The sequence below is a fragment of the Nocardioides nanhaiensis genome, from assembly GCF_039542785.1.
Taxonomy (GTDB): Bacteria; Actinomycetota; Actinomycetes; order Propionibacteriales; family Nocardioidaceae; genus Nocardioides; species Nocardioides nanhaiensis.
In genome coordinates, this window is sequence record NZ_BAABIM010000003.1 from 191097 (window position 1) to 216308 (window position 25212).

Genomic DNA, 25212 nt, shown 5'->3' on the forward strand with positions numbered 1-25212 from the left:
CTCCGCGGGGCTTGCTCAACCTGCGCCCCGTACGGACCTGCGCTCGTTCCTCGCGCAGCTCCGCGGGGCTTGCTCAACCTGCGCCCCGTACGGACCTGCGCTCGTTCCTCGCGCAGCTCCGCGGGGCTTGTCGGTGGGCCGTCGTAGTCTCGAGGCATGCGTCCCGTCACCGACCTCGAGCGCCGCGTCGCCCCCTTCACGGTGGTCTCCGACTACGATCCCGCCGGCGACCAGCCGGCGGCCATCGCCGAGATCGCCAAGCGGATCGAGGGCGGGGAGCAGGACGTCGTCCTGCTCGGCGCCACCGGCACCGGCAAGACCGCGACGGTGGCGTGGGTGGCCGAGAAGGTGCAGCGCCCGGTGCTGGTGATGCAGCCCAACAAGACCCTGGCCGCGCAGTTCGCCAACGAGCTGCGCCAGCTGTTCCCGGACAACGCCGTCGAGTACTTCGTCAGCTACTACGACTACTACCAGCCCGAGGCCTACGTCCCCCAGACCGACACCTACATCGAGAAGGACTCCTCGATCAACGAGGAGGTCGAGCGGCTGCGGCACTCGGCCACCAACAGCCTGCTCACCCGGCGCGACGTGATCGTGGTGGCCACGGTCTCCTGCATCTACGGCCTGGGCACCCCGCAGGAGTACGTCGACCGGATGATCCGGATGCGGGTGGGCGAGGAGCACGACCGCGACTCGATCCTGCGCCGGCTGGTCGAGATCCAGTACACGCGCAACGACATGAGCTTCACCCGCGGCACCTTCCGGGTCCGCGGTGACACGCTCGAGGTGTTCCCCGTCTACGAGGAGCACGCGGTGCGCATCGAGTTCTTCGGCGACGAGATCGAGCGGTTGATGACCCTGCACGCGGTCACGGGGGAGGTGCTCACCGACGACCAGGAGGTCTACATCTTCCCCGCGACGCACTACGTCGCCGGTCCCGAGCGCATGGAGCGGGCGATCACCAGCATCGAGGCCGAGCTCGAGGAGCAGCTGGCCACGTTCGAGAAGCAGGGCAAGCTGCTGGAGGCCCAGCGGTTGCGCATGCGCACCACCTACGACGTCGAGATGATGCGCCAGGTCGGATCCTGCTCGGGCATCGAGAACTACTCCATGCACATCGACGGTCGGCCGCGCGGCAGCGCCCCGAACTGCCTGCTCGACTACTTCCCCGAGGACTTCGTGCTCGTCGTCGACGAGTCGCACGTGGCGATCCCGCAGATCGGCGGCATGTACGAGGGCGACATGTCGCGCAAGCGCAACCTGGTCGAGCACGGCTTCCGCCTGCCCAGCGCGATGGACAACCGGCCGCTGCGCTGGGAGGAGTTCCTGGACCGGATCGGCCAGACCATCTACCTCTCGGCCACCCCGGGCGACTACGAGCTCGACAAGGTCGGCGGCGACACCCCGCCGCACGTGGTCGAGCAGATCATCCGCCCCACCGGCCTGATCGACCCCGAAGTCGTCGTCAAGCCCACCAAGGGCCAGATCGACGACCTCATCCACGAGATCCGCACGCGGGCGGAGAAGAACGAGCGCGTGCTGGTCACCACCCTGACCAAGAAGATGAGCGAGGACCTCACCGACTACCTGCTCGACGCCGGGATCCGCACCCGCTACCTGCACTCCGAGGTCGACACCCTCAAGCGCATCGAGCTGCTGCGCGACCTGCGGCTGGGGGAGTACGACGTGCTCGTCGGCATCAACCTGCTGCGTGAGGGCCTCGACCTGCCGGAGGTGTCGCTGGTCTCGATCCTCGACGCCGACAAGGAGGGCTTCCTGCGCTCGGACAAGTCGCTGATCCAGACCATCGGTCGCGCCGCCCGCAACGTCTCCGGCCAGGTGCACATGTACGCCGACCGGATCACGCCCTCGATGGAGTCGGCGATCGACGAGACCAACCGGCGTCGCGCCAAGCAGATCGCCTACAACACCGAGCGGGGCATCGACCCCCAGCCGCTGCGCAAGAAGATCGCCGACATCACCGAGATGCTGGCCCGCGAGGACGAGAACACCCAGGCGCTGCTCGAGACCTGGGCCGGCACCGAGGCCAAGGGGCGTGCCGGCGGGGTCAAGGTCAAGCAGCCCGTGCCGGGCCTGGGCAAGGCCGCCTCCGGGCAGCACGCCGCCGACCTGGCGGGGCTGCCCAGCAGCGAGCTCGCCGGCCTGATCCAGCAGCTCACCGACCAGATGAAGACCGCGGCCGCGGAGCTGCAGTTCGAGGTCGCGGCGCGGCTGCGCGACGAGATCGGCGACCTGAAGAAGGAGCTGCGGCAGATGATGGACGCCGGGTGAGCGGTGCCCGCCGCGACAGTGGTGACGACGGGCCGCCGCTGACCGAGGACGGCCACCACGTCGTCATCGACGGCCGCCGGTGGCGGGCCACCGACCCCGAGATCCCGCCCGCGCGTCGCTCCGAGCTGCAGCGGGTGCTGATGGCCTGGCGCCGCGAGGTGGGGCGGGTGAAGCGCGCCGGCGCGGGGGAGGACGCCGAGGCCACGGCCCGCGCGGGCGTGCAGGCCGCCAAGGTGGCCCTCGGTGAGCGGGGCACCCCGTGGTGGGAGCAGAGCAGCGCCGAGCGACGTCGCCGATGGGAGACCGAGGTGCCGGCGCCGATATCGTCGCAGGAGTGAGTGACCCCGCCCCGGCAATCGCGAGCCCGGCGACGGAGCTGCGTACCTGGTCGGTCTGGGCAGTGGGGCTGCTGGTCTACCTGCTCGCCGTCTTCCACCGCTCCTCGCTGGCGGTCGCCGGCCTGGCCGCCAGTGACCGCTTCGGGATCAGCGCCGCCCAGCTGGCCACCTTCACCATGCTCCAGCTGCTCGTCTACGCCGGCATGCAGGTACCGGTCGGGCTGCTGGTCGACCGCTTCGGCTCCCGGAGCGTCATGCTGGTCGGCACGTTGCTGCTGGCGGCCTCGCAGGCGCTGTTCGCCGTCGTCGAGAGCTTCCCGCTGGCGATCGTGGCGCGTGTGGGTGTCGGCATCGGCGACGCCCTGACCTTCATCTGCGTCCTGCGGCTGGTGAGCCGGTGGTTCTCCCCGCGCCGGATCCCGTTCGTCACCTCGCTCACCGGCACCCTGGGCCAGCTGGGAGCGGTGGGCGCCGCCGTGCCGATGATCTGGGCGCTGCGCGAGGTCGGGTGGACCGCCGCCTACCTGGGCGCCGCGGGGCTCGGCCTGCTGATGGCGGTCGTGCTGGTGCTCGTCGTCGACGACAGCCCGTCGGCCCGGCACGTGCGCGGCGCCCGGCTCTCCCTGACCGCGGTGCGGCACAGCCTGGCGGCGTCGTGGGCCCACCCAGGGACGCGGCTGGGGTTCTGGATGCACTTCACCACCCAGTTCAGCGCCACCGCGCTGACCCTGCTGTGGGGCTACCCCTTCCTGGTCCGGGGCGAGGGGCGCTCGACCGAGACCGCGGGAGCGCTGCTGACCCTGATGGTGGCGGCGGTGATGGTGAGCGGGCCGGTGCTGGGCTGGGCGATCAGCCGTCACCCCTGGCACCGCTCCACGATCGTGCTGGCCATCGTCTGGTCGATCGTCGGTGTGTGGACCGTGGTCCTGCTGTGGCCGGGCAACGCGCCGCTGTGGCTGCTGGTGCTGCTCGTCGTGGTCACCGGCGTCGGCGGGCCGGCGTCGATGATCGGGTTCGACCTGGGCCGCACCTCCAACCCCTCCGAGCGGTTGGCCAGCGCCAGCGGCATCATCAACCAGGGCGGCTTCAGCGCCTCGCTGGTGCTCGTGATCGCCATCGGGCTGGTGCTGGACTGGCGCACGCCGGGGGACTCCACCGCCTACACGCCCGAGGCGTTCCGCTGGGCGATGAGCACCCAGTACGTGCTGTGGGGGGTCGGGTTGCTGCAGGTGTGGCGCTACCGCCGTCGGGCGCGCGCGGTGATCGACCGCGTGGCGCTCGAGGCCGGCGCCACGGGCTGAGCCGGACAGACGGGATCGGCCCGGCCGTCCTGCCGGCCCCGTGGGGGCCGCGCTGGTTGGATGGGGCCATGGACGTCGAGACCCTCACCGAGCACTGCCTGACGCTCCCCGGGACCCGTGCCGACGGCGGCTGGCGCACCGAGCACCCCGTGGTGCGCGTGGGCCGGGGCACGCGCGGCACCGCGGTCGCCTACCTGGGGCGGCACGCGGTCGGTGTGCGGCTCGGTGCCGACCGGGGCGAGGCGGACGCCTGGCTCGAGGATCACGGCGCGACCGGTGCCGCGCGTCCGATGGCCTACGTGGGCCGGCGCGGCTGGAGCGACCTCACCCTGTCCGGGCTCGACGACGACGTGCTGCGCGCGGCCGTCGCGGAGTCCTACCGGTTGCTCGTGAGCTCCCTGCCGGACGGCGAGCGTCCGGAGGGCTGGGAGGCAGCCTCGGCCCCCGCGCCCGACTCGGAGCCGGAGCCGGAGGTCGAGCCGGAGCCGGAGGTCGAGCCGGAGCCGGAGGTCGAGCCGGAGCCGGAGGTCGAGCCGGAGCCGGAGCCCGAGCCCGAGCCCGAACCCGAGCCTTGGTCGGAGGTCGAGGCTGAAACCGAGGACGAGGACGAGGACGAGGACGAGGACGAGGCCGAGCCTGAGGACGAGGCCGAGCCGGCGTCCGAGCCGCAGGACGCGGACGAGGCGGCGTCCGAGCCGCAGGACGCGGACGAGGCGGACACCGAGGACGGGGCGGAAGCCCAGCTGGAGCTCGACCTCGACCAAGCGCAGTCAGCAGAGCAGAAGTCCTGACGCCGCGGGTGGGGTTGCGGCGCTGTCACAGCAGTCCCACCTGCCACACCTGTGTCACCGGAGGGGTGATCGCGGAACCGGAGGGCCAGTATTCCGGCCCCCCTGTTCCGTGATCCCACGTGGACGTGGGATCGCCCCCTCACCCCACGAGCCCCACGAGCCCCACGAGACCCACCGGCCCAGCCGTCAGCGGCGCCCGCGCGCGAGCCGGTTGGCGTTGAGCCCGACCAGGCGGGCGACGACGAGCGCGACGTAGAAGACTCCGGCGACCTGCTCGACCATCACCAGGGACCGCGCGTGGTCGGCGATGGGGGTCACGTCGGAGAGCCCCACCGAGGTGAGGGTGGTGAAGGAGAGGTAGAGCAGCTCGAACCACGGCCGGGTGCCCTCGCCGTCGAAGGAGGTGAAGGACCCCGGCCACACCACCTGCACGGCGGCGTAGAGGTAGGCGAAGCCCCAGGCGACCACGGTGAAGGCGGCGCCGGTGGCGAAGAGCTCGTCGCGGGTGACCTTCTCGTCGTGGAAGAGGTAGCGGATCATCCCGTAGGAGACGTAGAAGTAGAACGGCGCGTGCAGCAGCGCCGAGACCAGCACCACCCACCCGGTGGTGGGGTAGACCGCCTCGAGCACCGTGAACAGCGCGGCGGGCACCGCGATCAGGCCGGCGACCATGCTGAGGGCCGGCGTGCGGCGCACCGCCCACAGCGCGATCATCAGGATCGCGATCTGCACCACGCCCAGCACGGCCCGGCCGGCCACCGAGTCGTCGAGGAACGGGTAGGCGAGCACCGCGGTCAGCTGGGCGATCAGCAGCACCCCCGAGGGGTTGCGTCCGAGCACGTGGTGGATCTCGTCCTCGTGCGCGCCCGGGTGGTGACGGCGGCGCGCGGCGCGCAGCGAGCGGGGCAGCTCCACGGGTCAGTCCCTCTTCCACGAGCGGGCGCGCAGCTGCTTGGCCTGGCGCTTCTCCAGCCGGGCGCGCTCCTGGGCCACGCGCTCCTCCCGGGTGGCGGCCACCTGGAGCACGCGCACGAGCAGGGCGGCCGAGACGATGGCCGGCCAGGCGAAGGAGGGGTCGAACCCGGGGCCGGAGAACCCGGTGGCCACCCAGATGGACCAGCAGATCAGGCTGGCGCCGAGCAGGCTGAGGACGGCGCTGCGCCGCTCGGCCCGCCAGGTCTCCTGGGCGCGGCGGTCCAGGTCGGTGGGGTCCAGGCCGACCAGCTCACCGGTGCGCCGCACCGGTGCAGGACGCAGCGGCACGAGGTCGGCCACGATCGGCGGGAGGTCGCCCAGGGTGCGCGCGGTGTCGACGGCGTCGCTGCGCTCCTCGTACTCCTCGCGGTCCAGACGTCCCTCGGCGAACCCGGTGGTGAGCATCTGGCGGACCAGCTCGCGCTCGGCGTCGGAGGCACGCAGGCCGGAGTGCGCCGGGTCGCGGGGGTCGTGGGGGAACGCCACCCAGGGATCGGGGGTCATCCGCGGGCCCTGGAGCGGGCTCTGGCTGTGACGCGTTCCACGATTCGGCATCCTAGGTCGCTCACCTTTCCCTACGGTGTACGCACCCTTCGCCGGGCGGTGGCGACGGGTGCCAGTACCCACCCGGGGGCGCGGCTAAGACGACTCTCGTTGTCGAAAACGAGAACACGTTCTACTGTGTGACCGCCGTCGCTCTGATGGGGAGGTGACAGATGGCGTTCAACGCTGTGGCGATCGTCCGTGGACCGGGTGAGATCGCGGCGATGGTCGTCGACGTCACCAAGGTGATCTTCACGCGGCCCTTCCAGGTGCGGGAGTTCATCGAGCAGGCGTGGTTCATCACCAGCGTCACCCTGATGCCCACGATCCTGGTCTCCATCCCCTTCGGTGCGGTGATCTCGCTGCAGGTCGGCGCCCTCACCGGGCAGCTGGGTGCCCAGTCCTTCGCCGGCGCGACGGCGGTGCTCGCCGTGGTGCGCGAGGCGGCCCCGATCGCCGCGGCACTGATCATCGCGGGTGCCGCGGGCTCGGCGATCTGCTCCGACATGGGGGCGCGCAAGATCCGCGAGGAGATCGACGCCATGGAGGTCCTCGGCGTCGACCCCCTCGAGCGGCTGGTCGCACCGCGCGTGGTCGCCACCATGTTCGTGGCGCTGATGATCATCGGCATCGTGATCGCCGCCGGCATCGGCGGCGGGTACTTCTTCACCGTCATCGTGCAGGGCGGCTCGGCGGGCGCCTTCCTGTCCAGCTTCACGGCGCTGGCCAGCATCACCGACCTGTGGATCGCGCTCATCAAGTCCGTGGTCTTCGGCTGGCTGGCCGCGATCGTCGGGGCCTACAAGGGTCTCAACGCCGGGGGCGGGCCCTCGGGTGTCGGCCGCGCGGTCAACGAGGCCGTCATCGTCGCCTTCATGCTGCTGTTCTTCCTCAACGCCATCATCACCGCCATCTACTTCCAAGTCGTCCCACCCCCGGGGCTCTGACATGGCCGGCATCCAGAGCACGATCGTCGAGACCGTGGTGGTGGCACCACGGCGCAGCCTCGAGCAGTACGGCGACCAGCTCCTCTTCTACGTCAAGGCGCTGGCCTGGGGCCCGCGGGCGGTGCGCCGCTACCCCCGCGAGATCACCAAGCACCTCGCCGAGGTGACCTTCGGCGCCGGCGGGCTGACCCTGATCGGCGGCTCCGTCGGAGTCATCTCGTTCCTGGCGTTCTTCTCCGGCACCGAGGTCGGCATCCAGGGGTACGCGGCCACCAACCAGCTCGGCGTCGCCAAGTTCAGCGCCTTCATCTCCGCCTACTTCAACACCCGCGAGGTCGCACCACTGATCTCCGCGATCGCGCTCGCCGCGACCGTCGGGTGCGGCTACACCGCGCGGCTGGGTGCGATGCGCATCTCCGAGGAGGTCGACGCCCTCGAGGTGATGGGCATCCCCTCGCTGCCGTTCCTGGTCACCACCCGGATGATCGCCGCCTTCATCGCCGTCATCCCGCTGTACACCGTGGCGCTGCTCTCCTCCTACCTCTCACCGCGACTGATCGTGATCTTCATCTACGGCCAGTCGCCCGGCACCTACGACTACTACTTCCAGATCTTCCTGCCGCCCATCGACATCCTGTGGTCCTTCGCGAAGCTGATCTTCCTGGCCGTCGCCGTGATCCTGATCCACTGCTACTACGGGTTCACCGCCTCGGGCGGGCCAGCCGGCGTGGGCACCGCCGTGGGGCGCGCGATCCGCACCAGCATCGTCACGATCGTCGTGGCCGACTTCTTCCTCAGCTTCGCCATCTGGGGCTCCACCACGACCGTGCGGATCACGGGGTAGCGGCGCCGTGCTGGTCAACATCCACCACGACAGCAAGCGCGAGCACGTGCGCCTGCTGTTGGCCGGCGTCGTGTTCCTCACCGCGATCGCGGTGCTCATCGGGCTCTCCATCGGCGTCTACAACAAGACCTTCGCGCGGGTCACGATGATCACGGTCAAGGCCGACCGGGCCGGGCTGCAGCTGGCCAAGTTCGGCGACGTGCGGCTCAACGGCGTGCTGGTGGGCGAGGTGCGCGACATCGACCAGGACGGCCAGGAGGCCTCGATCCGCGTCGCGCTGCAGCCCGGCACCGCCGAGCAGATCCCGGAGAACGCCGGGGTGCAGATCCTGCCCACCACCCTGTTCGGGCAGAAGTACCTCTCCTTCGTCATGCCCCCGGCGCGCGGCGCCGACAGCCTGCGCGAGGGGTCGGTGATCCCCTCCAGCCGTGTCGAGGTCAACGTCGAGCTCAGCCGCATCCTGGCCGAGCTCTTCCCCCTGCTGCGTGCCGTGCGGCCCGCCGACCTCAACATGACGCTCAACGCCCTGGCCACCGCGCTCGAGGGTCGTGGCGAGCAGCTCGGCCAGACCCTCGAAGACCTCGACGCCTACCTGGGCGACATCACCGACCTGCTGCCGACGCTGCGCGAGGACCTCGTGCTGCTCGCCGAGGTGGCCGACTCCTACGACGTCGCGGCACCCGACCTCCTGGCCACCCTCGACAACCTGACCGTCACCGCCAAGACCGTGACCCAGAAGCGCCGCGAGATCGGCGTCTTCTTCAGCGACGTCAGCGGACTCGCCCGCACCAGCACCCGCGTGCTGGCCGACAACGAGGCCAACCTGGTCCGCGTCGGCGAGGTGACCGCGCCGGTGCTCGACCTGCTGGCCACCTACTCCCCGCAGTTCCCGTGCCTGGTCCGCGGTGCCGCCAAGTACAAGCCGTTGCTGGCCAAGACCTTCGCGGGCAACGAGATCCGCCAGTACGTCGAGGTCTTCACCCCCCAGTACCGCGCCTACGGCCCGCAGGACATCCCGGTCTACGGCGAGGTCGGTCGCGGACCCTGGTGCGCCGGCCTGCCCAACCCGGCGGTCCCGGCGGGTCCCAACGCCTTCGACGACGGCACCGACCTCGACGACAACCCGCCGACCAGCATCATCCCGGGGGCGCCACAGCGCGTCGCCCCCTCCTACCCGGCGGCCAACGCGGCGCGCACGATGTCCAGCGGGTTGGCCGGCACGCCGGGCGACCAGGCCGTCGTCAACGCGGTGCTGGCCGGCCGCAGCGGCGGCGACGCCGACACCTACGGCTCGCTCGGCTCCCTGCTCTACGGGCCCGTCGTGCGAGGTGGCCGATGAGCGGGCCGGGTCCGGGCGCCGGTGACGGCCGCAAGCTGCGCAACCGCCGCAACGCCGCCACCATCGCGGCCGGCATCAAGCTCGGCATCTTCACCGTCGTCTCTGTGCTCGTCACCGGGCTGCTCGCCGCGATCATGGGCAACGTCGGGTTCGGCGAGGGGCGTGAGTACCGCGCGGTCTTCTCCAACGCCTCGATGCTCGAGAAGGGCGACGACGTGCGCGTGGCCGGCGTGAGCGTCGGCGAGGTCAAGGACGTCGACCACCACGAGCGCAGCCAGGCCATCGTCACCTTCCGGGTCAAGGCCGAGGTGCCCATGACCACCGGGTCACGCGCCGAGATCCGTTTCCTCAACCTGGTCGGTGACCGCTACCTGGCGATCGAGGAGGGCGAGAGCGCCGGCGCCGAGCCCCTGGAGGAGGACGACGTCCTGCCGATCAGCCAGACCGCGCCGGCCCTCGACCTCACGGCCCTCTTCAACGGCTTCAAGCCGCTCTTCGACGCCCTGCAGCCCGCCCAGGTCAACGAGCTGACCATGAACCTGGTGCAGGTGCTGCAGGGGGAGGGCGGCACCGTGCAGGGGCTGCTGCAGAAGACCGCCTCGCTCACCACCACCCTGGCCGACCGCGACCAGCTGATCGGCGAGGTGATCGGCAACCTGACCACCACCCTGCAGACCGTCGACAGCCGTTCGCAGGAGCTGACCACGCTCATCACCGAGCTCGACGGCTGGATGGCCGACCTCGCCGCCGACCGCGACACCATCGGCTCCTCGCTGCAGGACATCTCCGACCTGACCGTGGTGGTCGCCGACCTCCTGCAGGACGGGCGACCGCTGCTCAAGGCCGACCTGCGCGAGCTGCGCCGGCTCTCGGCGCTCCTGACGACGCCGCAGTCGCGCAAGCTCGTCGTCGAGCTGCTCGACCGGCTGCCGGAGTCGATGACCGACCAGACCCGGACCGGCACCTACGGCAGCTGGTACAGCTACTACGTCTGCGGGTTCTCCGCCGAGATCACCCTGCCCGAGATCCGGGGCGTCCCCAACCAGCTGGTCGACCGGCTCAACGGACTCCTCAACGACATCAACGTGCGCAGCAACCGGCCGAGGTGCAACCGCTGATGGCCCGGGTCTCGCAGGCGCGCGCGCTCCGACTGGGCGCCATCACGGTGGTGATCATGCTGCTGATGCTGGCGGCCACCTTCAACCTCTCCAGCTTCCCGGGCTTCCGGGGCACCACCTACTCCGCCGAGTTCAGCGACGCCAGCGGCATGCGGGTCGGCAACATCGTCCAGGTGGGCGGCATCCGGGTCGGCCGGGTGAAGTCCGTCGACCTGGTGGGCGACCGCGTGCGGGTCGAGTTCGAGGTCGACAACGGCGTCGAGTTCGGCACCGAGAGCCGGGCCTCGGTCGAGGTGCTCAACCTGCTGGGCGAGAAGTACCTGCAGCTCTCGCCGGCGGGGGAGGGCCAGCAGAGCAGCTCCGAGGCCATCCCGCTCGAGCGCACCGAGTCGGCCTACGACATCGTGGACGTCTTCGGCGACCTCGCCACCACCACCGAGCAGCTCGACCGCGACCAGCTGGTGCAGGCGCTCACCGAGGTCTCGGTGACCACCGAGGCCGCCGCCCCCGAGATCCAGGCCAGCTTCGACGGCATCGCCCGACTCTCGCGCACGGTCGCCTCGCGCGACAGCCAGATCCGCGCGCTGCTGGCCAGCTCGCGCGAGGTCAGCACGCTGCTGGCCGCGCGCGGCGACGACCTGGTCTCGCTGATGGGCAACGCGGAGCTGGTCTTCGAGGAGGTGCGCAAGCGCAAGCAGGCGATCCACCGGCTGCTGGTCAACGCGCGTCGCCTCGCCGTCGAGCTCCGCGGTGTCGCCACCGACAACCAGGCGCAGATCGGGCCGGCCCTGCGCGAGGTCGACGACCTGCTCTCCCTGCTCATCAGCAAGGAGAAGGAGCTCAAGGGCACCCTCGCCGCCCTCGGCCCCTACGCCAGCATCCTGTCCAACATCGTCGGCACCGGACCCTGGTTCGACGCCTACGCCTCCAACCTGCTGGCCATCCCCACCGGTGAGTTCCAGCCCGTCCCCCCCGAGGAGGTGTTCCAGTGAGCCTGCTGCGACGCCTCACCACGCTGCGGTCCCTCGCGGTGCTGCTCGTGCTCGTGCTGCTCGGCGGCTTCCTGCTCTCCCGCGAGACCGGCGGCGGCACCCGGACCGTCACCGCCCACTTCCCGAGCGCCGTCAGCGTCTACGTGGGCACCGACGTCCGCATCCTGGGCGTGACCATCGGCCGGGTCACCGCCGTGGTGCCCGAGGGCGAGTCGGTGCGCGTGGAGATGGTCTACGACGACGAGCACCGGCTGCCCGCCGAGGCACAGGCCGCCGTCGTGACGCCGACGCTGGTCGCGGACCGCTTCGTGCAGCTGGGCCCGGCGTGGACCGAGGGCCCGACGCTCCCTGACGGCGCCGACATCGCCCTGGCCGACACCGGCGTGCCGGTCGAGCTGGACCGCATCTACAAGGCCTTGCGCGACCTGACATCGGCGCTGGGGCCCAACGGTGTCAACGCCGACGGGACGCTGGACCGCACCCTGCAGGCCGCCTCCACCGCACTGCGCGGCAACGGCGCCCGGGGCAACCAGATGCTGCAGGACCTCTCGGCGGCGGCCGTCACGTTCGGCCAGGGCAGCGGCGACCTGTTCGCCACCGTCGAGCAGCTGGCGGTCTTCTCCGACAACCTGGCCCGCAACGACGAGGTCGTGCGCGCCTTCGTCGAGGACCTCGCAGGCGTCTCCCGCGATCTCGTGGAGGAGCGGGAGGAGCTGGCGGCCGCGCTCGACTCCGTGGCGAGCGCCGTGGGGACGGTGCGCACCTTCGTGCGGGGCAACCGCCGCGCGCTCGTGACCGACGTCGAGAAGCTGAGCCGGGTCATGAAGACCATCAACTCCGAGCGCGAGTCCATCGACGACGCCCTCACGGTCGCGCCGGTGGCCCTGGGCAACCTCGCGATCGCCTTCAACGCCGAGTCGGGCTCGATCGGTTCGCGGATCGGCTTCGACGGCAACATCGCCGACGCCGACGGCCTGCTCTGCGCGATCATCCAGCAGTCCGACATCCCCGCCGCCACCAGGCAGCTCTCCTGCCGCCTGCTCGAGCAGCTCCTCGAGCCCGTGCTGGCCCAGCAGGCCGCGGCCCGCGAGGGTGCCGGTGGGCTGCCGGCCGCGGCGCGGTCGGGCACGGGGGCGCCGTCGGTCTCCGGCATCGCACCGCGCACGGCCCCGGGAGCGACCGGCACGTCGCGGGCGCCGGTGCGCGGCCCGGTGCGCATCGGCACCGACACCAGCGTCGAGGCCCTGCTCGGAGGTGCCTCGTGACCGCCCGTCCGTGCACCCGACGCTGGGCCCGGCCGCTCGTGGCGGCGCTGGCCGGTGCGCTCCTGCTCAGCGGCTGCGACTTCGACGGCGCCTACGACCTGCCGCTGCCCGGGTCCCCGGTCGACGCCGACGCCTCCTACGAGGTCACCGCCGAGTTCGCCGACATCCTCAACGTCGTGCCCCGATCGCCGGTGATGGTCGACGACGTCACGGTCGGCGAGGTCACCGAGGTGGAGCGCGTGGGCTGGCACGCCGAGATCACCCTGCGCGTGCGCGACGACGTGGAGCTGCCCGCCAACGCGATCGCCGACATCCGCCAGGTGAGCCTGCTCGGCGAGAAGTACGTGGCCCTCGAGGAGCCTACCGGCGAGCCGCCCGCCGGTCGGCTCGCCGACGGCGACGTGATCGGGCTCGAGGCCACCGGCCGCAACCCGGAGGTCGAGGAGGTGCTCGGTGCGCTCTCGTTCCTGCTCTCCGGCGGCGGTGTCGCCCAGCTCGGCACCATCACGCGCGAGCTGAACAACGTGATGAGCGGTCGCACCAACAACCTGCGCTCGCTGCTGCGCAACCTCGACGCGGTGGTGGGCACCCTCGACGCGCAGAAGGGCGACATCATCACCGCCCTCGAGGCGATGAACCGCCTCACGGGCACCCTCAACGCCCAGCGCGAGGTGATCACCGAGGCGATCGACGCCACCGGCCCCGCGATCCGCGTGCTGGGGCAGCAGCACGAGGAGCTGGTCACCATGCTCACCGACCTCGAGGAGCTGGGCCAGGTGGGGACGCGCGTGATCCGCGCCAGTCGCGAGGACCTCCTCAGCTCGCTGCGCGACCTCCAGCCCATCCTCAACCGGCTCTCGGCCTCAGGTGACTCGTTGGCCCCGGGCCTCAACCTGCTGCTCAGCTTCCCCTTCCCGCAGGAGGCCTCCGAGGTGGTGCTGGGCGACTACGCCAACACCTCGATCCGCTTCGAGGTCAGCCTCGACAACCTCTTCCGCGGCATCGGCGTGCCCGAGATCGACCTCGGCGACCTCACCAACGGCACCCCGCTCGATCCGCTGGTCGACGGCGTGCTCGACTGCCTGGAGTCGGGCAACCTCACCAGCCCCGCCTGCCGCCGCGTGCTGCGCAGCGCCGACCTGCTCGGCCAGCTGCGTCAGGCCTGCGAGCTGCCTCGCTACCGCCGCACGCCCGTGTGCCGGCTGCTCGGCACCCGCACCGGCCTGGGCAACGGGCTGGGCGACCTCGGCAACGGGCTGGGCAACGGGTTGGGCGACCTGCTGGACGGACTGGGGGGCGCCACCGGCGGCCTGGGCCGGGCCGCCACCAGCGGGCGCCCGACGCCGTCGCCGGACCGCGACCGACTCCTGGGGGGATCCGCATGAGCGCCGGCATGCGGACCCGACTCGTCGCGTTCGTGGTGCTGAGCGCCGTCGGGATCGTCTACGTGGCTGCCTCGTACCTGGGGATCGTGGACCGCGTGCTCGGCCGCGGCATCACCGTGGAGGCCACGCTGCCCACCTCCGGGGGCCTGTTCGAGGGCAGTGCCGTGACCTACCGCGGCGTCTCCATCGGCGAGGTCAGCCGGATGCGCGCCACCGACGAGGGCGTCACGCTCACCCTCCAGCTGGAGGACGGCACCGAGCTGCCGGTCGACAGCCCGATGTTCGTGCACAACCTCTCGGCGGTCGGCGAGCAGTACCTCGACTTCGAGCCGGCCGACGACCAAGGCCCCTACGCCGAGAACGGCACCGTGCTCACGGGCAGCGCCGAGTCGCTGCCCGTCGACGAGGCCGACCTGCTCGTCGAGCTCGACGCGTTCGTCGGCTCGGTCGACAAGGAGGCGCTGCGCACCACCGTGAGCGAGCTGGGCCAGCTCTTCGACGACACCGGCCGGCCGCTGCAGCAGCTGCTCGACAACGGCGGTCAGTTCGTCGACGCCGCCGCCGAGAACGAGCCCTTCACGCGCGCGCTGCTGCAGCGACTGCGCATCGTGCTGGGCACCCAGGCCGACACCAAGGCCGAGCTGCGCTCCTTCAGCCGCGACCTGCGCCTGGTCACCCGCACGCTGCGCGAGAGCGACCAGGACCTGCGCACCGTGCTCGAGCAGACGCCGGGCGCCGCACGCGAGGTGCAGGCCCTGCTCGAGGACCTCGAGCCGACGCTGCCCATCCTGCTGGGCAACGCCATCAGCGTGCAGCAGGTGGTGACGGCGCACCTGCGTGGCGTCGAGCAGCTGCTCGTCTCCTTCCCGCGGCTGATCGGCAGCGGCTTCACCGGCACCACGCCCGACGGCTTCGGGCACGTGAACCTGCAGTTCGACCAGACCAAGCCGTGCACCGAGGGCTACCTCCCGCCCAGCGAGTGGCGTCAGGGCAACGAGCTCGACGACGCGCCGATCTTCCCGGCGCGGTGCACCCGACTCGACACCAACTACCGGGGCTTCAACTACGCTCCCGGTCAGCCCAGCAACCCCAACCCCGGCCGCGCGTCGCTGGGCTACTACGACCCGAGGACCGGCCAGGTCCCCGGTGTCGTGGACGCCCAGGGCAAGCCGGTGCGGCTGGGCAGCCCGCCGTCGTCGATCCTCGGAGAGGACGCCTGGAAGTGGATGCTGATCGGCCCCGCGGTGCAGTAGCGCCGGCCGAGGACGAGCAGGTGCTCCGCTCGCGCCGTCGGACCAACATCGCGCTCTACGTGGTGGCGCTGCTGACCGCCTGCACGACCGCGCTGGTCGGCGTGGTGGTGGTGCGTGCCGTGCAGGAGGAGCCCGCACCGGCCCTCGCCGTCGAGGCGGGCGGGCTCACCGCGGCGAGCGCCGCCGAGCGCCGGGAGTTCAGCGAGGTGGTCGCGGCCGCCACGGAGGTGGCGACCGCCTTCGTCAACATCCGCTACGACGACGTCGACGCCTCGATCGAGCGCGTGCGCGCCCTGGCCACCGGTGAGTTCGCCGAGCAGTACGACAGCGGCACCGACGAGCTGCTCGAGCTGCTCGGGGGTGCCCGCGCCGTGATGACCGGCGAGGTGGTGTGGGCCGGGGTGGTCACCGCCGCCCAGGACAGCGCCACCGTCATCGTGGCCACCACCGGCACGGTGGCCAACGACCAGACCGACCAGGCCCCCGTGGCCCGTACCTTCCGCCTGCAGATCCAGCTCTCGCTGGTCGAGGGCGCCTGGAAGGCCAGCGACCTGCAGTTCGTGGAGGGTCTCGCCTGATGGCCGCGACCCCACGACCACCGCGCCGTCGTCCCTCGAGCGTGCAGCCCGGCGCCCGTCCCCGCCGCGTCGCCGGCCGCGCACCGGACCCGGCGCCCGACGCGGCGCTCGACCCGGCGCTCGACCCGGCGCCCGACCCGGCGCCCGACCCGGCGCCCCGTGTCCGTGAGGAGCCGGCGGGGTCGCCGCAGCAGCAGGAGACGGGGGAGGAGGTCGCGACGCCCGGACCCGGACTGCTGGCCTCGCGTCGCACCACCCTGGTGCTCGCCGCCGTCATCGTGGTGCTGGCGCTGGCCGGCCTCGGTGGTGGCATCTACCTGGGGCTGCGCGAGGACCCGGCGCCGCGGGCGGCCGGGACGGGGTCCACGGCGCCCAACGGCGAGGACCTGCTCACGATCTCGCCGGCCGACGCCCGCTCGGTGGCGCAGCTGGCCGGGCAGGCGGCCTACGACCTGGTGGCCCGCTCCTGGCAGGAGTACGACGCGCAGGTGGAGTCGGCGACGGCGCTGCTCACCTCCGACTTCGCCGAGGAGTTCCGCGCGACCACCGACGACGCCAAGCCCGACTTCCTGCGCAACAAGACCGAGGTGCAGGTCAGCGTGGTCTCGCAGGGCGTGGTGAGCGCCAACGACACCGAGGCGCAGGTGCTGGTTTTCCTCAACTCGCTCTCCACCAAGAACGGCGAGGACGCCGTGTACACCCCGTTCCGGGCCCTGGTCACGATGGTCCGCACCGACGACGGATGGCTCGTCGCCGACCTCGAGACGGCCTGACAAACTAGAACCTGTTCCAGTAGGGTCGGCGGCACGCTGCGAGGCGTCCCGGTACCGCGCGGGTGCTTGTCGCGGAGCCCCCAGCCAGGAAGGATCGCCGGCGTGACCTCCACCGTCGAGTGCGACCTCCTGATCATCGGCGCGGGGCCCACCGGCCTCTACGCCGCCTACTACGCGGGGTTCCGCGGCCACCGGGTCGCGGTCGTCGACTCGCTGCCCGAGCTCGGTGGCCAGATCACCGCGATGTACCCCGAGAAGCAGATCTTCGACGTCGCGGGCTTCCCGGGCATCAAGGGCCGCGACCTCGTGGAGGGGCTGGTGCAGCAGGCCGGCTCGGCCAAGCCGGAGTACCTGCTCGACCGCACCGCCACGACGCTCGAGACCGACGACGACGGCGTCACCGTGGGCCTCGACGACGGCGGCTCGGTGCGTGCCGGCGCCGTCGTCATCACCGCCGGCATCGGCAAGTTCAGCCCGCGCCCGCTCCCCGCGGGCGAGGGCTGGGTCGGCCGCGGCCTGGAGTTCTTCGTGCCCAGCTTCGCGCCCTACGCCGGCAAGGACGTCGTCATCGTCGGTGGTGGCGACAGCGCGTTCGACTGGGCGCTGCACCTGGAGCCGGTCGCCTCCAGCGTCACCCTCGTGCACCGCCGCGACGCGTTCCGCGCCCACGAGCGCACCGTCCAGCAGGTGCGTGACTCCTCGGTGCGCATCATCACGAAGGCGCAGGTGACCGCGCTGCGCGACACCCAGGGCCGCACCGGCCCGGGGGGTGGTGCGCTCGCCGAGGTCGACGTCGAGGTGGCGGGCGAGACCACGACGCTGCCCGCCCAGGCCGTGGTGGCGGCGCTCGGGTTCATCGCCGACCTCGGGCCCCTGCAGCAGTGGGGGATCGAGGTCAGCAAGCGGCACATCTGCGTCGACCCCGCCATGCGCACCAACCTGCCGCGCGTCTTCGCGGCCGGCGACATCACGGAGTACCCCGGCAAGGTGCGGCTGATCGCCGTCGGGTTCGGCGAGGCCGCCACGGCCGTCAACAACGCGACGGTCGCCATCGACCCGGGGGCGAAGGTCTTCCCCGGCCACTCGTCCGAGGAGGGCTGAGCCATGGCTGGTGGACGCGACGCGGTGCGCATGGACGACCAGGAGGTCGGCCAGCTGCTGACCGAGAACCTCAAGGTGCAGGTGGCGAGCATCGGCCCGAGCGGCGCTCCGCACCTGAGCACGCTGTTCTACGTGATCGAGCCCGACGGCTCGCTCGCCTTCTGGACCTACGGACGCAGCCAGAAGATCCGCAACCTCGAGCGCGACCCACGGGTCAGCGCGCTGGTCGAGGACGGCGTCGACTACTTCGAGCTGCGCGGCGTCTCGATCACCGGCACCGCCGAGATCGTCCGCGATGCCGAAGGGATCTTCGACATCGGCTCCCGCGTCGCCACCCGGATGCTCGGGGCGGCCTCGTTCGAGGAGCTGGGGGACTTCGGCCGCGAGACGGTCGAGAAGCAGGCCACCAAGCGGGTCGCGGTGATCATCCGCGCCGAGCACGTGGCCACGTGGGACCACCGCAAGATGACCTGAGGAAGGACGCACCATGAGGATCAAGGTCGACTTCGACCTCTGCGAGTCCAACGCCCTGTGCGAGGCGATGGCACCCGAGGTGTTCGAGCTGGACGACGACGACTACCTGCAGGTGAAAGCCGAGGAGACGACGCCCGAGAACCTCGAGGACGTCAAGCGCGCGGTCGCCGCGTGCCCCCGCGCCGCGATCTCGCTGGAGGACTGAGCGCGTGAGCGAGAGCACCGATCTCACCACGGCCACCTCGTTGGAGGGCAAGGTCGCCGTCGTCACCGGGGCCGGCGCCGGCCTGGGCCGCGCGGAGGCGCTGGCGCTCGCCGCGGCGGGTGCGGCCGTCGTCGTCAACGACCTGCCGGGGGCCGCCGACCAGGTGGTCGAGGAGATCAAGGCCGCCGGCGGGCAGGTCTCCGTCGTCGAGGGCGACGTGGGGGAGCGCTCCACGGCCGACGCCATGATCGCTGCCGCCGTCGAGGGACTCGGCTCGCTCGACGTCGTCGTCAACAACGCCGGCATGACCCGCGACCGGATGCTCTTCAACCTCTCCGACGAGGAGTGGGACGACGTGATCCGCGTACACCTGCGCGGGCACTTCCTGCTCTCGCGCAACGCCGCCTCCTACTGGCGGCAGCGCTCGAAGGAGAGCGGTGCTCCTGTCGAGGCGAGCATCGTCAACACCGCCTCCGAGGCGTTCCTGGGCGGCTCGCCCGGCCAGGCCAACTACGCGGCGGCCAAGGCGGGGATCACCGCCCTCACGCTCTCCAGCGCGCGCGGCCTGGGTCGGATGGGCGTGCGCGCCAACGCGATCTGCCCGCGCGCCCGCACGGCGATGACCGCCCAGGTCTTCGGTGAGGACACCTCGGGTGCCGAGATCGACCCGTACTCGCCCGAGCACGTCGCCCCGCTGGTGGCCTACCTGGCCTCGCCCGCCGCAGCGCGGATCACCGGCCAGGTCTTCGTCGTGTACGGCGGCATGGTGGCGCTCGTCGCCGCTCCGGTCGTCGAGCAGCGCTTCGACGCCGCGGGCTCGGCGTGGACGCCCGACGACCTCGCCGGCCAGCTCGGCGGCTTCTTCGCCGAGCGGGACCCCGCCGTGGGCTTCGCCGCCGACTCCGTCATGGCGCTGGAGGTCTGAGGTGGGCAGGTTGAGCGGCAAGAGCGCCATCGTCACCGGTGCTGCGATGGGTCAGGGCGCAGCGATCGCCCGTGCCTACGTGGCCGAGGGTGCCCGGGTGGTGATCGCCGACGTCGCCAAGGACGAGGGTCAGGCACTCGCGGACGAGCTGGGCGAGGCCGCCCACTTCGCGCACCACGACGTCAGCGACGAGACCTCGTGGGCTGCCGTCGTCGAGGACGCCAACGCCCGCTTCGGCCCGGTGGACGTGCTGGCCAACAACGCGGGCATCCTGCGCTTCGGCGACATCGAGCGGATGGGCCGCGACGAGGTCGACCTGCTGTTCCGGGTCAACCAGCTCGGCTGCTTCCTCGGCATGCAGGCCGTCACGCGCACGATGCGCAAGAACGGCGGCGGCTCGATCATCAACGCCTCCTCGGTGGAGGGCCTGGCCGGCATGGCCGGCTGCACCGCCTACGCCGCCACCAAGTGGGCCATCCGCGGCATGACCAAGTGCGCGGCCATGGAGCTGGGCCGCCACCGCATCCGGGTCAACTCCGTGCACCCCGGCATGATCGACACCCCCATGACCCGCGTGCACGGCGGCGACGCCGCCATGGAGTTCGGCGCCTCCCGGGTGCCGCTGCGCCGCGTCGGCACCCCCGCCGACATCGCCCCGGTCTACGTCTACCTGGCCAGCGACGAGTCGGCCTACACCAACGGTGCCGAGATCGCCGTCGACGGCGGTGTCACCAGCACGCACGCGTTCGGGGGGTGAGCGCTGGTCCACCGCCGTTGATCGAGTAGCGCTGTCCCGAGCTTGCGAGGGGCTGGGCGTACCGAGATCCGGTGAGCCGTATGTCGGATGCCCTGCGGTGCGTCGTCGCGGTGGCGGCGGGCGGCCGGCTGGTCTTGCCCCGCTCCGCTCCCCGCGGGTTCGTTCCTCACCCGCGGATTGCTGCGCTGGTGCTCGGTCGGTGAGTCGACAGGTCTCGATGCGCTCCGCGCGGGTTCGCAGGCTCACCCGCGTCTCGCTTACTCGACCACCATCAGCAGGGCTTCGCGAGCTCAGCCCTGCTCAGTCCCTGAGCAGCATGCGGACGGCGGTCTCCATGTGGGCGGCGGTCTCGGCGGCGGTGGAGCGGCCGGTGACCCAGGCGACCAGGGCCGAGAGCCAGACGTCGCCGATCACGCGGGCGATGGCGACGTCGTCCTCGGTCACCTCGGTGCTGCGCTCGGGGTCCATGGCGTGGGTGAGGATCGAGGTCATCGACATGCCGACGGCGTGGATCTCGTTGGCCACCGAGGCGTCGGCGAACATGAACGCGCGGGTGAGCGCCTCGGTGAGGTGCGGGTCGCCCTGAAGGCCGCGGCTGGTGCGCTTGAGCACCCAGATGACCCGTTCCGCCGGCGTGTCACCGGGCACGGGTCGGGTCACCAGCGATGACTCCGCCGACTCGAACTGGCGGCCCAGCGCCGAGACGAGCAGGTGGATCTTGGAGGGGAAGTAGCGGTACAGCGTGCCGAGCGCCACCTCGGCGGCCTCGGCGACCGCGCGCATCTGCACGGCGTCGAAGCCGCCCTCGGAGGCCAGCTCGTAGGTGGCGTCGAGGATGCGCTTGCGCCGGTCGCGCTGGGCGGTGGAGCCCAGGTCCTCGGTGGAGAGGGAGTTGGTCGCGCTCATGTGGTGCTGCTCCTGGTCGTCCGAGGGAGGGGGTGGGCTCCGCGGGTGGTGCGGTGTGTCGCCCGCCACATCGCGACGCTGAGACGTGCTGCGGACTCCCGACGGCCGGTGGACCGCCCGACTAGGCTAGCAAGCGGTGGAGCATGATAGGAACACGTTCCACCTGGTCCGGCCGGCGCGTCGACGCACCCGGAGCACGTGCCCGGACGGTCCCCGCGCGGCGGGGTGATGAGAGAGGTCAGAGGTCACCAGCGCATGCGCATCGCACTGCTGTCGTACCGGAGCAAGCCCCACTGCGGCGGTCAGGGGATCTACATCCGCCACCTCAGCCGCGAGCTGGCCCGCCTGGGCCACACCGTCGAGGTGTTCTCCGGGCAGCCCTACCCCGACCTCGACGAGGGCGTGGCGCTCACCAAGGTCCCGAGCCTGGACCTCTACCGCGAGCCGGACCCGTTCCGGGTGCCGAAGCTGCGCGAGTTCCGCGACCGGATCGACGTCGAGGAGTTCGCGATCATGTGCCTGGCGGGCTTCCCCGAGGCACGCACCTTCAGCAAGCGGGTCGCCCGGCTGTTGGCCGAGCGGCGCGACGAGTTCGACGTCGCGCACGACAACCAGGTGCTGGGCTACGGGATGCTCGACATCGACGACCCCGCGAAGGTCGACCTGCCGCTGATCACCACGGTGCACCACCCGATCACCTTCGACCGGCGCATCGACCTGGCCCAGACCCGCAACCCGTGGCGCAAGCTCACCCTGCGCCGCTGGTACGGCTTCCTGCGCATGCAGGGCAAGGTCGCCCGGCGCGCCCGCGCGATCATGACGCCCTCCGAGGCCTCCAAGCGCGACATCGCCACCGACTTCGGCGTCGACCCCGCGCGGATGGAGGTCATCCTGCTCGGCGTCGACGACGGCTTCCGCCCGCCGACGACGCCCCGCGTGCCCGGCCGGATCATGGCCATGGCCAGCGCCGACGCCCCCATGAAGGGCGTCTCCACGTTGCTGGAGGCCTTCGCCAAGTTGCGCACCGAGCGCGACGTCGAGCTCGTGCTGGTCACCAAGCCGCAGCCCGGGGGCCGCACCGAGCAGCTCATCGAGAAGCTCTCGATCGGTGATGCCGTCCGCTTCGCCCACGGGCTCTCCGAGGCCGACCTGGTCGACCTGATGGGCTCGGCCGAGGTGGCCTGCGTGCCCTCGCTCTACGAGGGCTTCTCGCTGCCCACCGCGGAGCTGATGGCGTGCGCGACCCCGCTGGTCGTCTCGCGCGCCGGTGCCATCCCCGAGGTGGTGGGCCCCGACGGCGAGTGCGCCGACCTGGTCACCCCGGGCGACGTCGGCGAGCTGCACGCGGCGCTGGCCGGCATGCTCGACGACCCCGAGCGCCGCGCCCGCATGGGCGCCGCGGGTCGGCGTCGGGTCGAGGAGCTGTTCAGCTGGCGCGCGGTCGCCGTCAAGGTCGCCGCTGCCTACGAGCGGGTGATCGAGGACCACCGCCGCGAGCACCACCCCGACGCCGCGCCGTCGCCTGCCGTCTCGTCCCCCACCGACCCGACCCGAGCCTGAGGAGCCCCCCGGATGCTGACCGTCGACTTCGACCGCCTGGGCCTGCGCGCGGGCGACCGCGTGCTCGACATGGGCTGCGGCGCCGGCCGCCACGCCTTCGAGATGTACCGCCGCGGCGCCGACGTCGTGGCCTTCGACCGCGACGGCGACGAGCTGGCCGGCGTGCTCGAGCTGTTCGGCGCCATGAAGGAGGCCGGCGAGGTGCCGGCGGGCGCCGAGGCCGACATCAAGCAGGGCGACGCGCTCGCGCTGCCCTTCGCCGACGGCGAGTTCGACCGCGTGGTCGCCGCCGAGGTGCTCGAGCACATCTGGGCCGACGTCGACGCCATCACCGAGCTGGTGCGGGTGCTGCGCCCGGGCGGCACGCTGGCCGTCTCCGTGCCGCGGTGGCTGCCCGAGGTGGTCAACTGGAGGCTCTCGCAGGAGTACCACAACGCCGAGGGTGGCCACATCCGCATCTACACCGACCACGAGCTGGTCGACAAGATCACCAAGGCCGGCCGCCCCAACGACGGCACGCCCGGCACCGCGATGGTCTTCGAGGGCAAGTCCTACGCCCACGGCCTGCACGCGCCCTACTGGTGGATCAAGTGCGCGGTCGGCGTCAACAACGACGACCACCCCGCCGCCAAGGCCTACCACCGCCTGCTGGTGTGGGAGATCATGAAGCAGCCGCGCGCCCTGCGCCTGGCCGGCAAGGTGCTCGACCCGCTGATCGGCAAGAGCATGGTGCTGTACTTCCGCAAGCCCGAGCAGGGTCCGCGCACCACGCCGGCCGTCCGGGCCGACGACAGCGTGGACACCGATGGCTGAGCCGCTGCCCTGGGTCACCGGGGTCCTCACCGAGGGCCAGGTGGCCGACACCGCCGCCGCGATCGCCGCCATGCAGGAGCCGTGCGGCGCCGTCCCGTGGACCACCGGCGAGCACGTCGACATCTGGAACCACGTCGAGGCCGCGATGGCGATGCTCGTGGGCGGTCAGGTGGAGGCCGCCGAGCGCGCCTACGCCTGGGTGCCCACCATGCAGCGCCCCGACGGCTCGTGGCCCATGAAGATCGTCGCCGGAGCCGTCGACGACGAGCGCGGCGAGGTGAACATGAGCGCCTACCTCGCGGTGGGTGTCTGGCACCACTGGCTCGTGCGTCACGACATCGACTGGGTCCGGGGCTACTGGCCCTCGGTGCGCGCAGGCCTGGACTGGGTGGTCTCCCAGCAACTGCCCTTCGGTGGCATCAACTGGACGCCGACCGAGTCGTTCGCGCTCCTGGCCGGCTCCTCGAGCATCTACCAGTCGCTGCGTGCGGGCCTGGCCATCGGCGAGCTGCTCGGCGAACCGCAGCCGGAGTGGGAGCTGGCCGGTGGCCGGCTGGGCCACGCCCTGCGCGAGCACCGTGACCTCTTCGCCGACAAGTCCACCTACTCCATGGACTGGTACTACCCGGTGCTGGGCGGTGCCGTGCGCGGCGAGGCCGGCGTTGCGCTCCTGGACTCCCGGTGGAACGACTTCGTCCAGCCTGGGCTGGGGATCCGCTGCGTCGACACCAACCCGTGGTTCACCGGCGCCGAGACCTGCGAGCTGGCGATGGCGCTCGACGCCGTCGGCGACCACCGCCGCGCGGTCGCGCTGCTGGCCGACGTCCAGCTGCGCCTGCGCGAGACCGACGGCCGCTACTGGACCGGCTGGGTCTCCGGGGACGACGTGCACTGGCCGCACGAGCACACCACCTACACCGCGGCCGCCGTCATCCTCGCGGTCGACGCGCTGGGGGAGACCTACGGCCACAGCTCGCCGGGCTCCGGGATCATGCGCGGCACCTCGCTGGCACCACACCCGCCCGAGCTGGCGCTGGAGTGCGGGTGTGCGCCCGAGTCAGCCGACCGGCTCGCCGGCCACCCCGGCTGACCGGCGCAGGACCCGCATCGAGCCGCACGCCTCGACGTCGGTGAAGCTGCCGCCGGCCAGCGCGCGCTGGTAGACGTGGTACGGCGCCTGGCCGCCGTCGGCGGGGTCGGCGAACACGTCGTGGATGCACAGCAGCCCACCGGGCCGCACCCAGCGCGCCCAGCCGGAGTAGTCGGCCTGCGCCGGCTCCTCGGCGTGGCCGCCGTCGATGAACAGCAGTGCCAGTGGCGTGCGCCAGTGCGCGGCGACGGTGCCGCTGCGACCCACCAGCGCGACCACCTGCTCCTCAAGGCCCGCGTGGGCGATGGCGCGTCGGAAGAACGGCAGGGTGTCCATCAGGCCGAGCTCGGGGTCGACGACGGTGGGGTCGTGGTGCTCCCAGCCGGCCTGGTTCTCCTCCGATCCGCGGTGGTGGTCGACGGTGAAGACGATCGCCTGCGGGCCGCCGACGGCCTGGGCGGCCGCCCCCAGGTAGATCGCGGACTTGCCGCAGTAGGTGCCCACCTCGAGCGCCGGCCCCTCGGCGAGCGCCCGCACCGCGGACCGGTGCAGCAGCGCGCCCTCGTCCTCGGGCATGAAGCCGCGGGTCGCGCGGGCGTGCTCGAGCATCTCGGGCGGCAGGTCGGGAAGGTCTGGCATGCCGCGCA

The 25212-nt window shown here is 71.8% G+C and carries 26 protein-coding genes; 22 read left to right on the top strand and 4 right to left on the bottom strand.

The genetic code is table 11. The annotated features are described in order from the left end of the window. Nucleotides 1–156 precede the first annotated feature (156 nt). The 4 genes from uvrB to ABD948_RS14980 all read left to right on the top strand — a co-directional run bounded on the left by uvrB (nt 157) and on the right by ABD948_RS14980 (nt 4722). Nucleotides 157–2292, top strand: a complete 2136-nt coding sequence (gene uvrB / locus ABD948_RS14965; RefSeq protein WP_345267222.1) for an excinuclease ABC subunit UvrB — start codon at nt 157–159, stop codon at nt 2290–2292. Beyond that, nucleotides 2289–2630, top strand: a complete 342-nt coding sequence (locus ABD948_RS14970) for a hypothetical protein (RefSeq protein ID WP_345267224.1) — start codon at nt 2289–2291, stop codon at nt 2628–2630. Before uvrB ends, ABD948_RS14970 begins: the two co-directional genes overlap by 4 nt. Beyond that, the gene (locus tag ABD948_RS14975) at nt 2627–3931 is read left to right on the top strand and encodes an MFS transporter (protein ID WP_345267226.1); all 1305 of its coding nucleotides are present in this window, start codon (nt 2627–2629) and stop codon (nt 3929–3931) included. The genes ABD948_RS14970 and ABD948_RS14975 overlap by 4 nt, the downstream gene beginning before the upstream one ends. A 68-nt stretch (nt 3932–3999) precedes the next feature. Next, nucleotides 4000–4722, top strand: a complete 723-nt coding sequence (locus ABD948_RS14980) for an MmcQ/YjbR family DNA-binding protein (RefSeq protein WP_345267228.1) — start codon at nt 4000–4002, stop codon at nt 4720–4722. Nucleotides 4723–4908: 186 nt separating this feature from the next. On the opposite strand, the gene ABD948_RS14985 is transcribed toward ABD948_RS14980, so the two are convergent. Together ABD948_RS14985 and ABD948_RS14990 are read right to left on the bottom strand one after the other, a co-directional pair. After that, the gene (locus ABD948_RS14985; protein ID WP_345267230.1) at nt 4909–5637 is read right to left on the bottom strand and encodes an ion channel; all 729 of its coding nucleotides are present in this window, start codon (nt 5635–5637) and stop codon (nt 4909–4911) included. A 3-nt stretch (nt 5638–5640) separates the two neighbouring features. Beyond that, entirely contained in the window at nt 5641–6201 is a 561-nt protein-coding gene (locus ABD948_RS14990) for a DUF1707 SHOCT-like domain-containing protein (RefSeq protein ID WP_345267232.1), read from the bottom strand. A gap of 212 nt (nt 6202–6413) precedes the next feature. On the opposite strand from ABD948_RS14990, the gene ABD948_RS14995 reads away from it, so the two are divergent. From ABD948_RS14995 to ABD948_RS15065, 15 genes are all read left to right on the top strand, one after another. Next, nucleotides 6414–7187 carry an MlaE family ABC transporter permease gene (locus ABD948_RS14995; RefSeq protein ID WP_345267234.1) on the top strand — a complete coding sequence of 258 codons (774 nt, stop codon included), beginning with the start codon at nt 6414–6416 and terminating at the stop codon, nt 7185–7187. 1 nt (nt 7188) lies between these two features. Then, on the top strand, nt 7189–8031 hold the full coding sequence (locus ABD948_RS15000; protein ID WP_345267236.1) for an MlaE family ABC transporter permease: 843 nt from the start codon (nt 7189–7191) through the stop codon (nt 8029–8031). A gap of 7 nt (nt 8032–8038) precedes the next feature. After that, nucleotides 8039–9370 (top strand): MCE family protein, encoded by a 1332-nt coding sequence (locus ABD948_RS15005; protein ID WP_345267238.1) that lies wholly within the window; start codon nt 8039–8041, stop codon nt 9368–9370. Then, complete coding sequence (locus tag ABD948_RS15010) at nt 9367–10488, top strand: MCE family protein (RefSeq protein WP_345267240.1); 1122 nt, start codon at nt 9367–9369, stop codon at nt 10486–10488. The genes ABD948_RS15005 and ABD948_RS15010 overlap by 4 nt, the downstream gene beginning before the upstream one ends. Then, nucleotides 10488–11480, top strand: a complete 993-nt coding sequence (locus ABD948_RS15015) for an MCE family protein (protein ID WP_345267242.1) — start codon at nt 10488–10490, stop codon at nt 11478–11480. The genes ABD948_RS15010 and ABD948_RS15015 overlap by 1 nt, the downstream gene beginning before the upstream one ends. Then, a complete protein-coding gene (locus ABD948_RS15020) occupies nt 11477–12745 on the top strand; it encodes an MCE family protein (RefSeq protein WP_345267244.1) in 1269 nt (422 codons plus the stop codon). Before ABD948_RS15015 ends, ABD948_RS15020 begins: the two co-directional genes overlap by 4 nt. Beyond that, nucleotides 12742–14130, top strand: a complete 1389-nt coding sequence (locus ABD948_RS15025) for an MCE family protein (protein ID WP_345267245.1) — start codon at nt 12742–12744, stop codon at nt 14128–14130. The genes ABD948_RS15020 and ABD948_RS15025 overlap by 4 nt, the downstream gene beginning before the upstream one ends. An 8-nt stretch (nt 14131–14138) precedes the next feature. Beyond that, entirely contained in the window at nt 14139–15383 is a 1245-nt protein-coding gene (locus tag ABD948_RS15030) for an MCE family protein (RefSeq protein ID WP_345267246.1), read from the top strand. Nucleotides 15384–15403: 20 nt separating this feature from the next. Continuing rightward, on the top strand, nt 15404–15961 hold the full coding sequence (locus tag ABD948_RS15035; protein ID WP_345267247.1) for a hypothetical protein: 558 nt from the start codon (nt 15404–15406) through the stop codon (nt 15959–15961). Continuing rightward, nucleotides 15961–16734, top strand: coding sequence for a hypothetical protein (locus ABD948_RS15040; protein ID WP_345267248.1), 774 nt, complete (start codon nt 15961–15963; stop codon nt 16732–16734). The genes ABD948_RS15035 and ABD948_RS15040 overlap by 1 nt, the downstream gene beginning before the upstream one ends. Nucleotides 16735–16836: 102 nt before the next feature. Further along, nucleotides 16837–17835 carry an NAD(P)/FAD-dependent oxidoreductase gene (locus ABD948_RS15045; protein WP_345267249.1) on the top strand — a complete coding sequence of 333 codons (999 nt, stop codon included), beginning with the start codon at nt 16837–16839 and terminating at the stop codon, nt 17833–17835. Nucleotides 17836–17838: 3 nt separating this feature from the next. Beyond that, on the top strand, nt 17839–18309 hold the full coding sequence (locus ABD948_RS15050) for a pyridoxamine 5'-phosphate oxidase family protein (protein ID WP_345267250.1): 471 nt from the start codon (nt 17839–17841) through the stop codon (nt 18307–18309). Nucleotides 18310–18322: 13 nt separating this feature from the next. Beyond that, nucleotides 18323–18514, top strand: coding sequence for a ferredoxin (locus tag ABD948_RS15055; RefSeq protein ID WP_345267251.1), 192 nt, complete (start codon nt 18323–18325; stop codon nt 18512–18514). 4 nt (nt 18515–18518) lie between these two features. After that, entirely contained in the window at nt 18519–19439 is a 921-nt protein-coding gene (locus ABD948_RS15060; RefSeq protein ID WP_345267252.1) for a 3-oxoacyl-ACP reductase, read from the top strand. Nucleotide 19440: 1 nt separating this feature from the next. Continuing rightward, nucleotides 19441–20196 (top strand): SDR family NAD(P)-dependent oxidoreductase, encoded by a 756-nt coding sequence (locus tag ABD948_RS15065; RefSeq protein WP_345267253.1) that lies wholly within the window; start codon nt 19441–19443, stop codon nt 20194–20196. 300 nt (nt 20197–20496) lie between these two features. On the opposite strand, the gene ABD948_RS15070 is transcribed toward ABD948_RS15065, so the two are convergent. Further along, entirely contained in the window at nt 20497–21102 is a 606-nt protein-coding gene (locus ABD948_RS15070; protein WP_345267254.1) for a TetR family transcriptional regulator, read from the bottom strand. Nucleotides 21103–21357: 255 nt separating this feature from the next. On the opposite strand from ABD948_RS15070, the gene ABD948_RS15075 reads away from it, so the two are divergent. Genes ABD948_RS15075 through ABD948_RS15085 form a run of 3 tightly spaced genes read left to right on the top strand, consistent with a single transcriptional unit; the run spans nt 21358 to nt 24565 of the window. Beyond that, nucleotides 21358–22662 carry a glycosyltransferase family 4 protein gene (locus ABD948_RS15075; protein WP_345267256.1) on the top strand — a complete coding sequence of 435 codons (1305 nt, stop codon included), beginning with the start codon at nt 21358–21360 and terminating at the stop codon, nt 22660–22662. 12 nt (nt 22663–22674) lie between these two features. Further along, on the top strand, nt 22675–23475 hold the full coding sequence (locus ABD948_RS15080) for a class I SAM-dependent methyltransferase (RefSeq protein ID WP_345267258.1): 801 nt from the start codon (nt 22675–22677) through the stop codon (nt 23473–23475). Continuing rightward, nucleotides 23468–24565 carry a prenyltransferase gene (locus tag ABD948_RS15085; RefSeq protein WP_345267260.1) on the top strand — a complete coding sequence of 366 codons (1098 nt, stop codon included), beginning with the start codon at nt 23468–23470 and terminating at the stop codon, nt 24563–24565. Before ABD948_RS15080 ends, ABD948_RS15085 begins: the two co-directional genes overlap by 8 nt. Here the strand turns inward: ABD948_RS15085 and ABD948_RS15090 are convergent. Next, complete coding sequence (locus tag ABD948_RS15090; RefSeq protein ID WP_345267262.1) at nt 24533–25204, bottom strand: class I SAM-dependent methyltransferase; 672 nt, start codon at nt 25202–25204, stop codon at nt 24533–24535. The genes ABD948_RS15085 and ABD948_RS15090 overlap by 33 nt on opposite strands. Between the last annotated feature and the right edge of the window lie 8 nt (nt 25205–25212).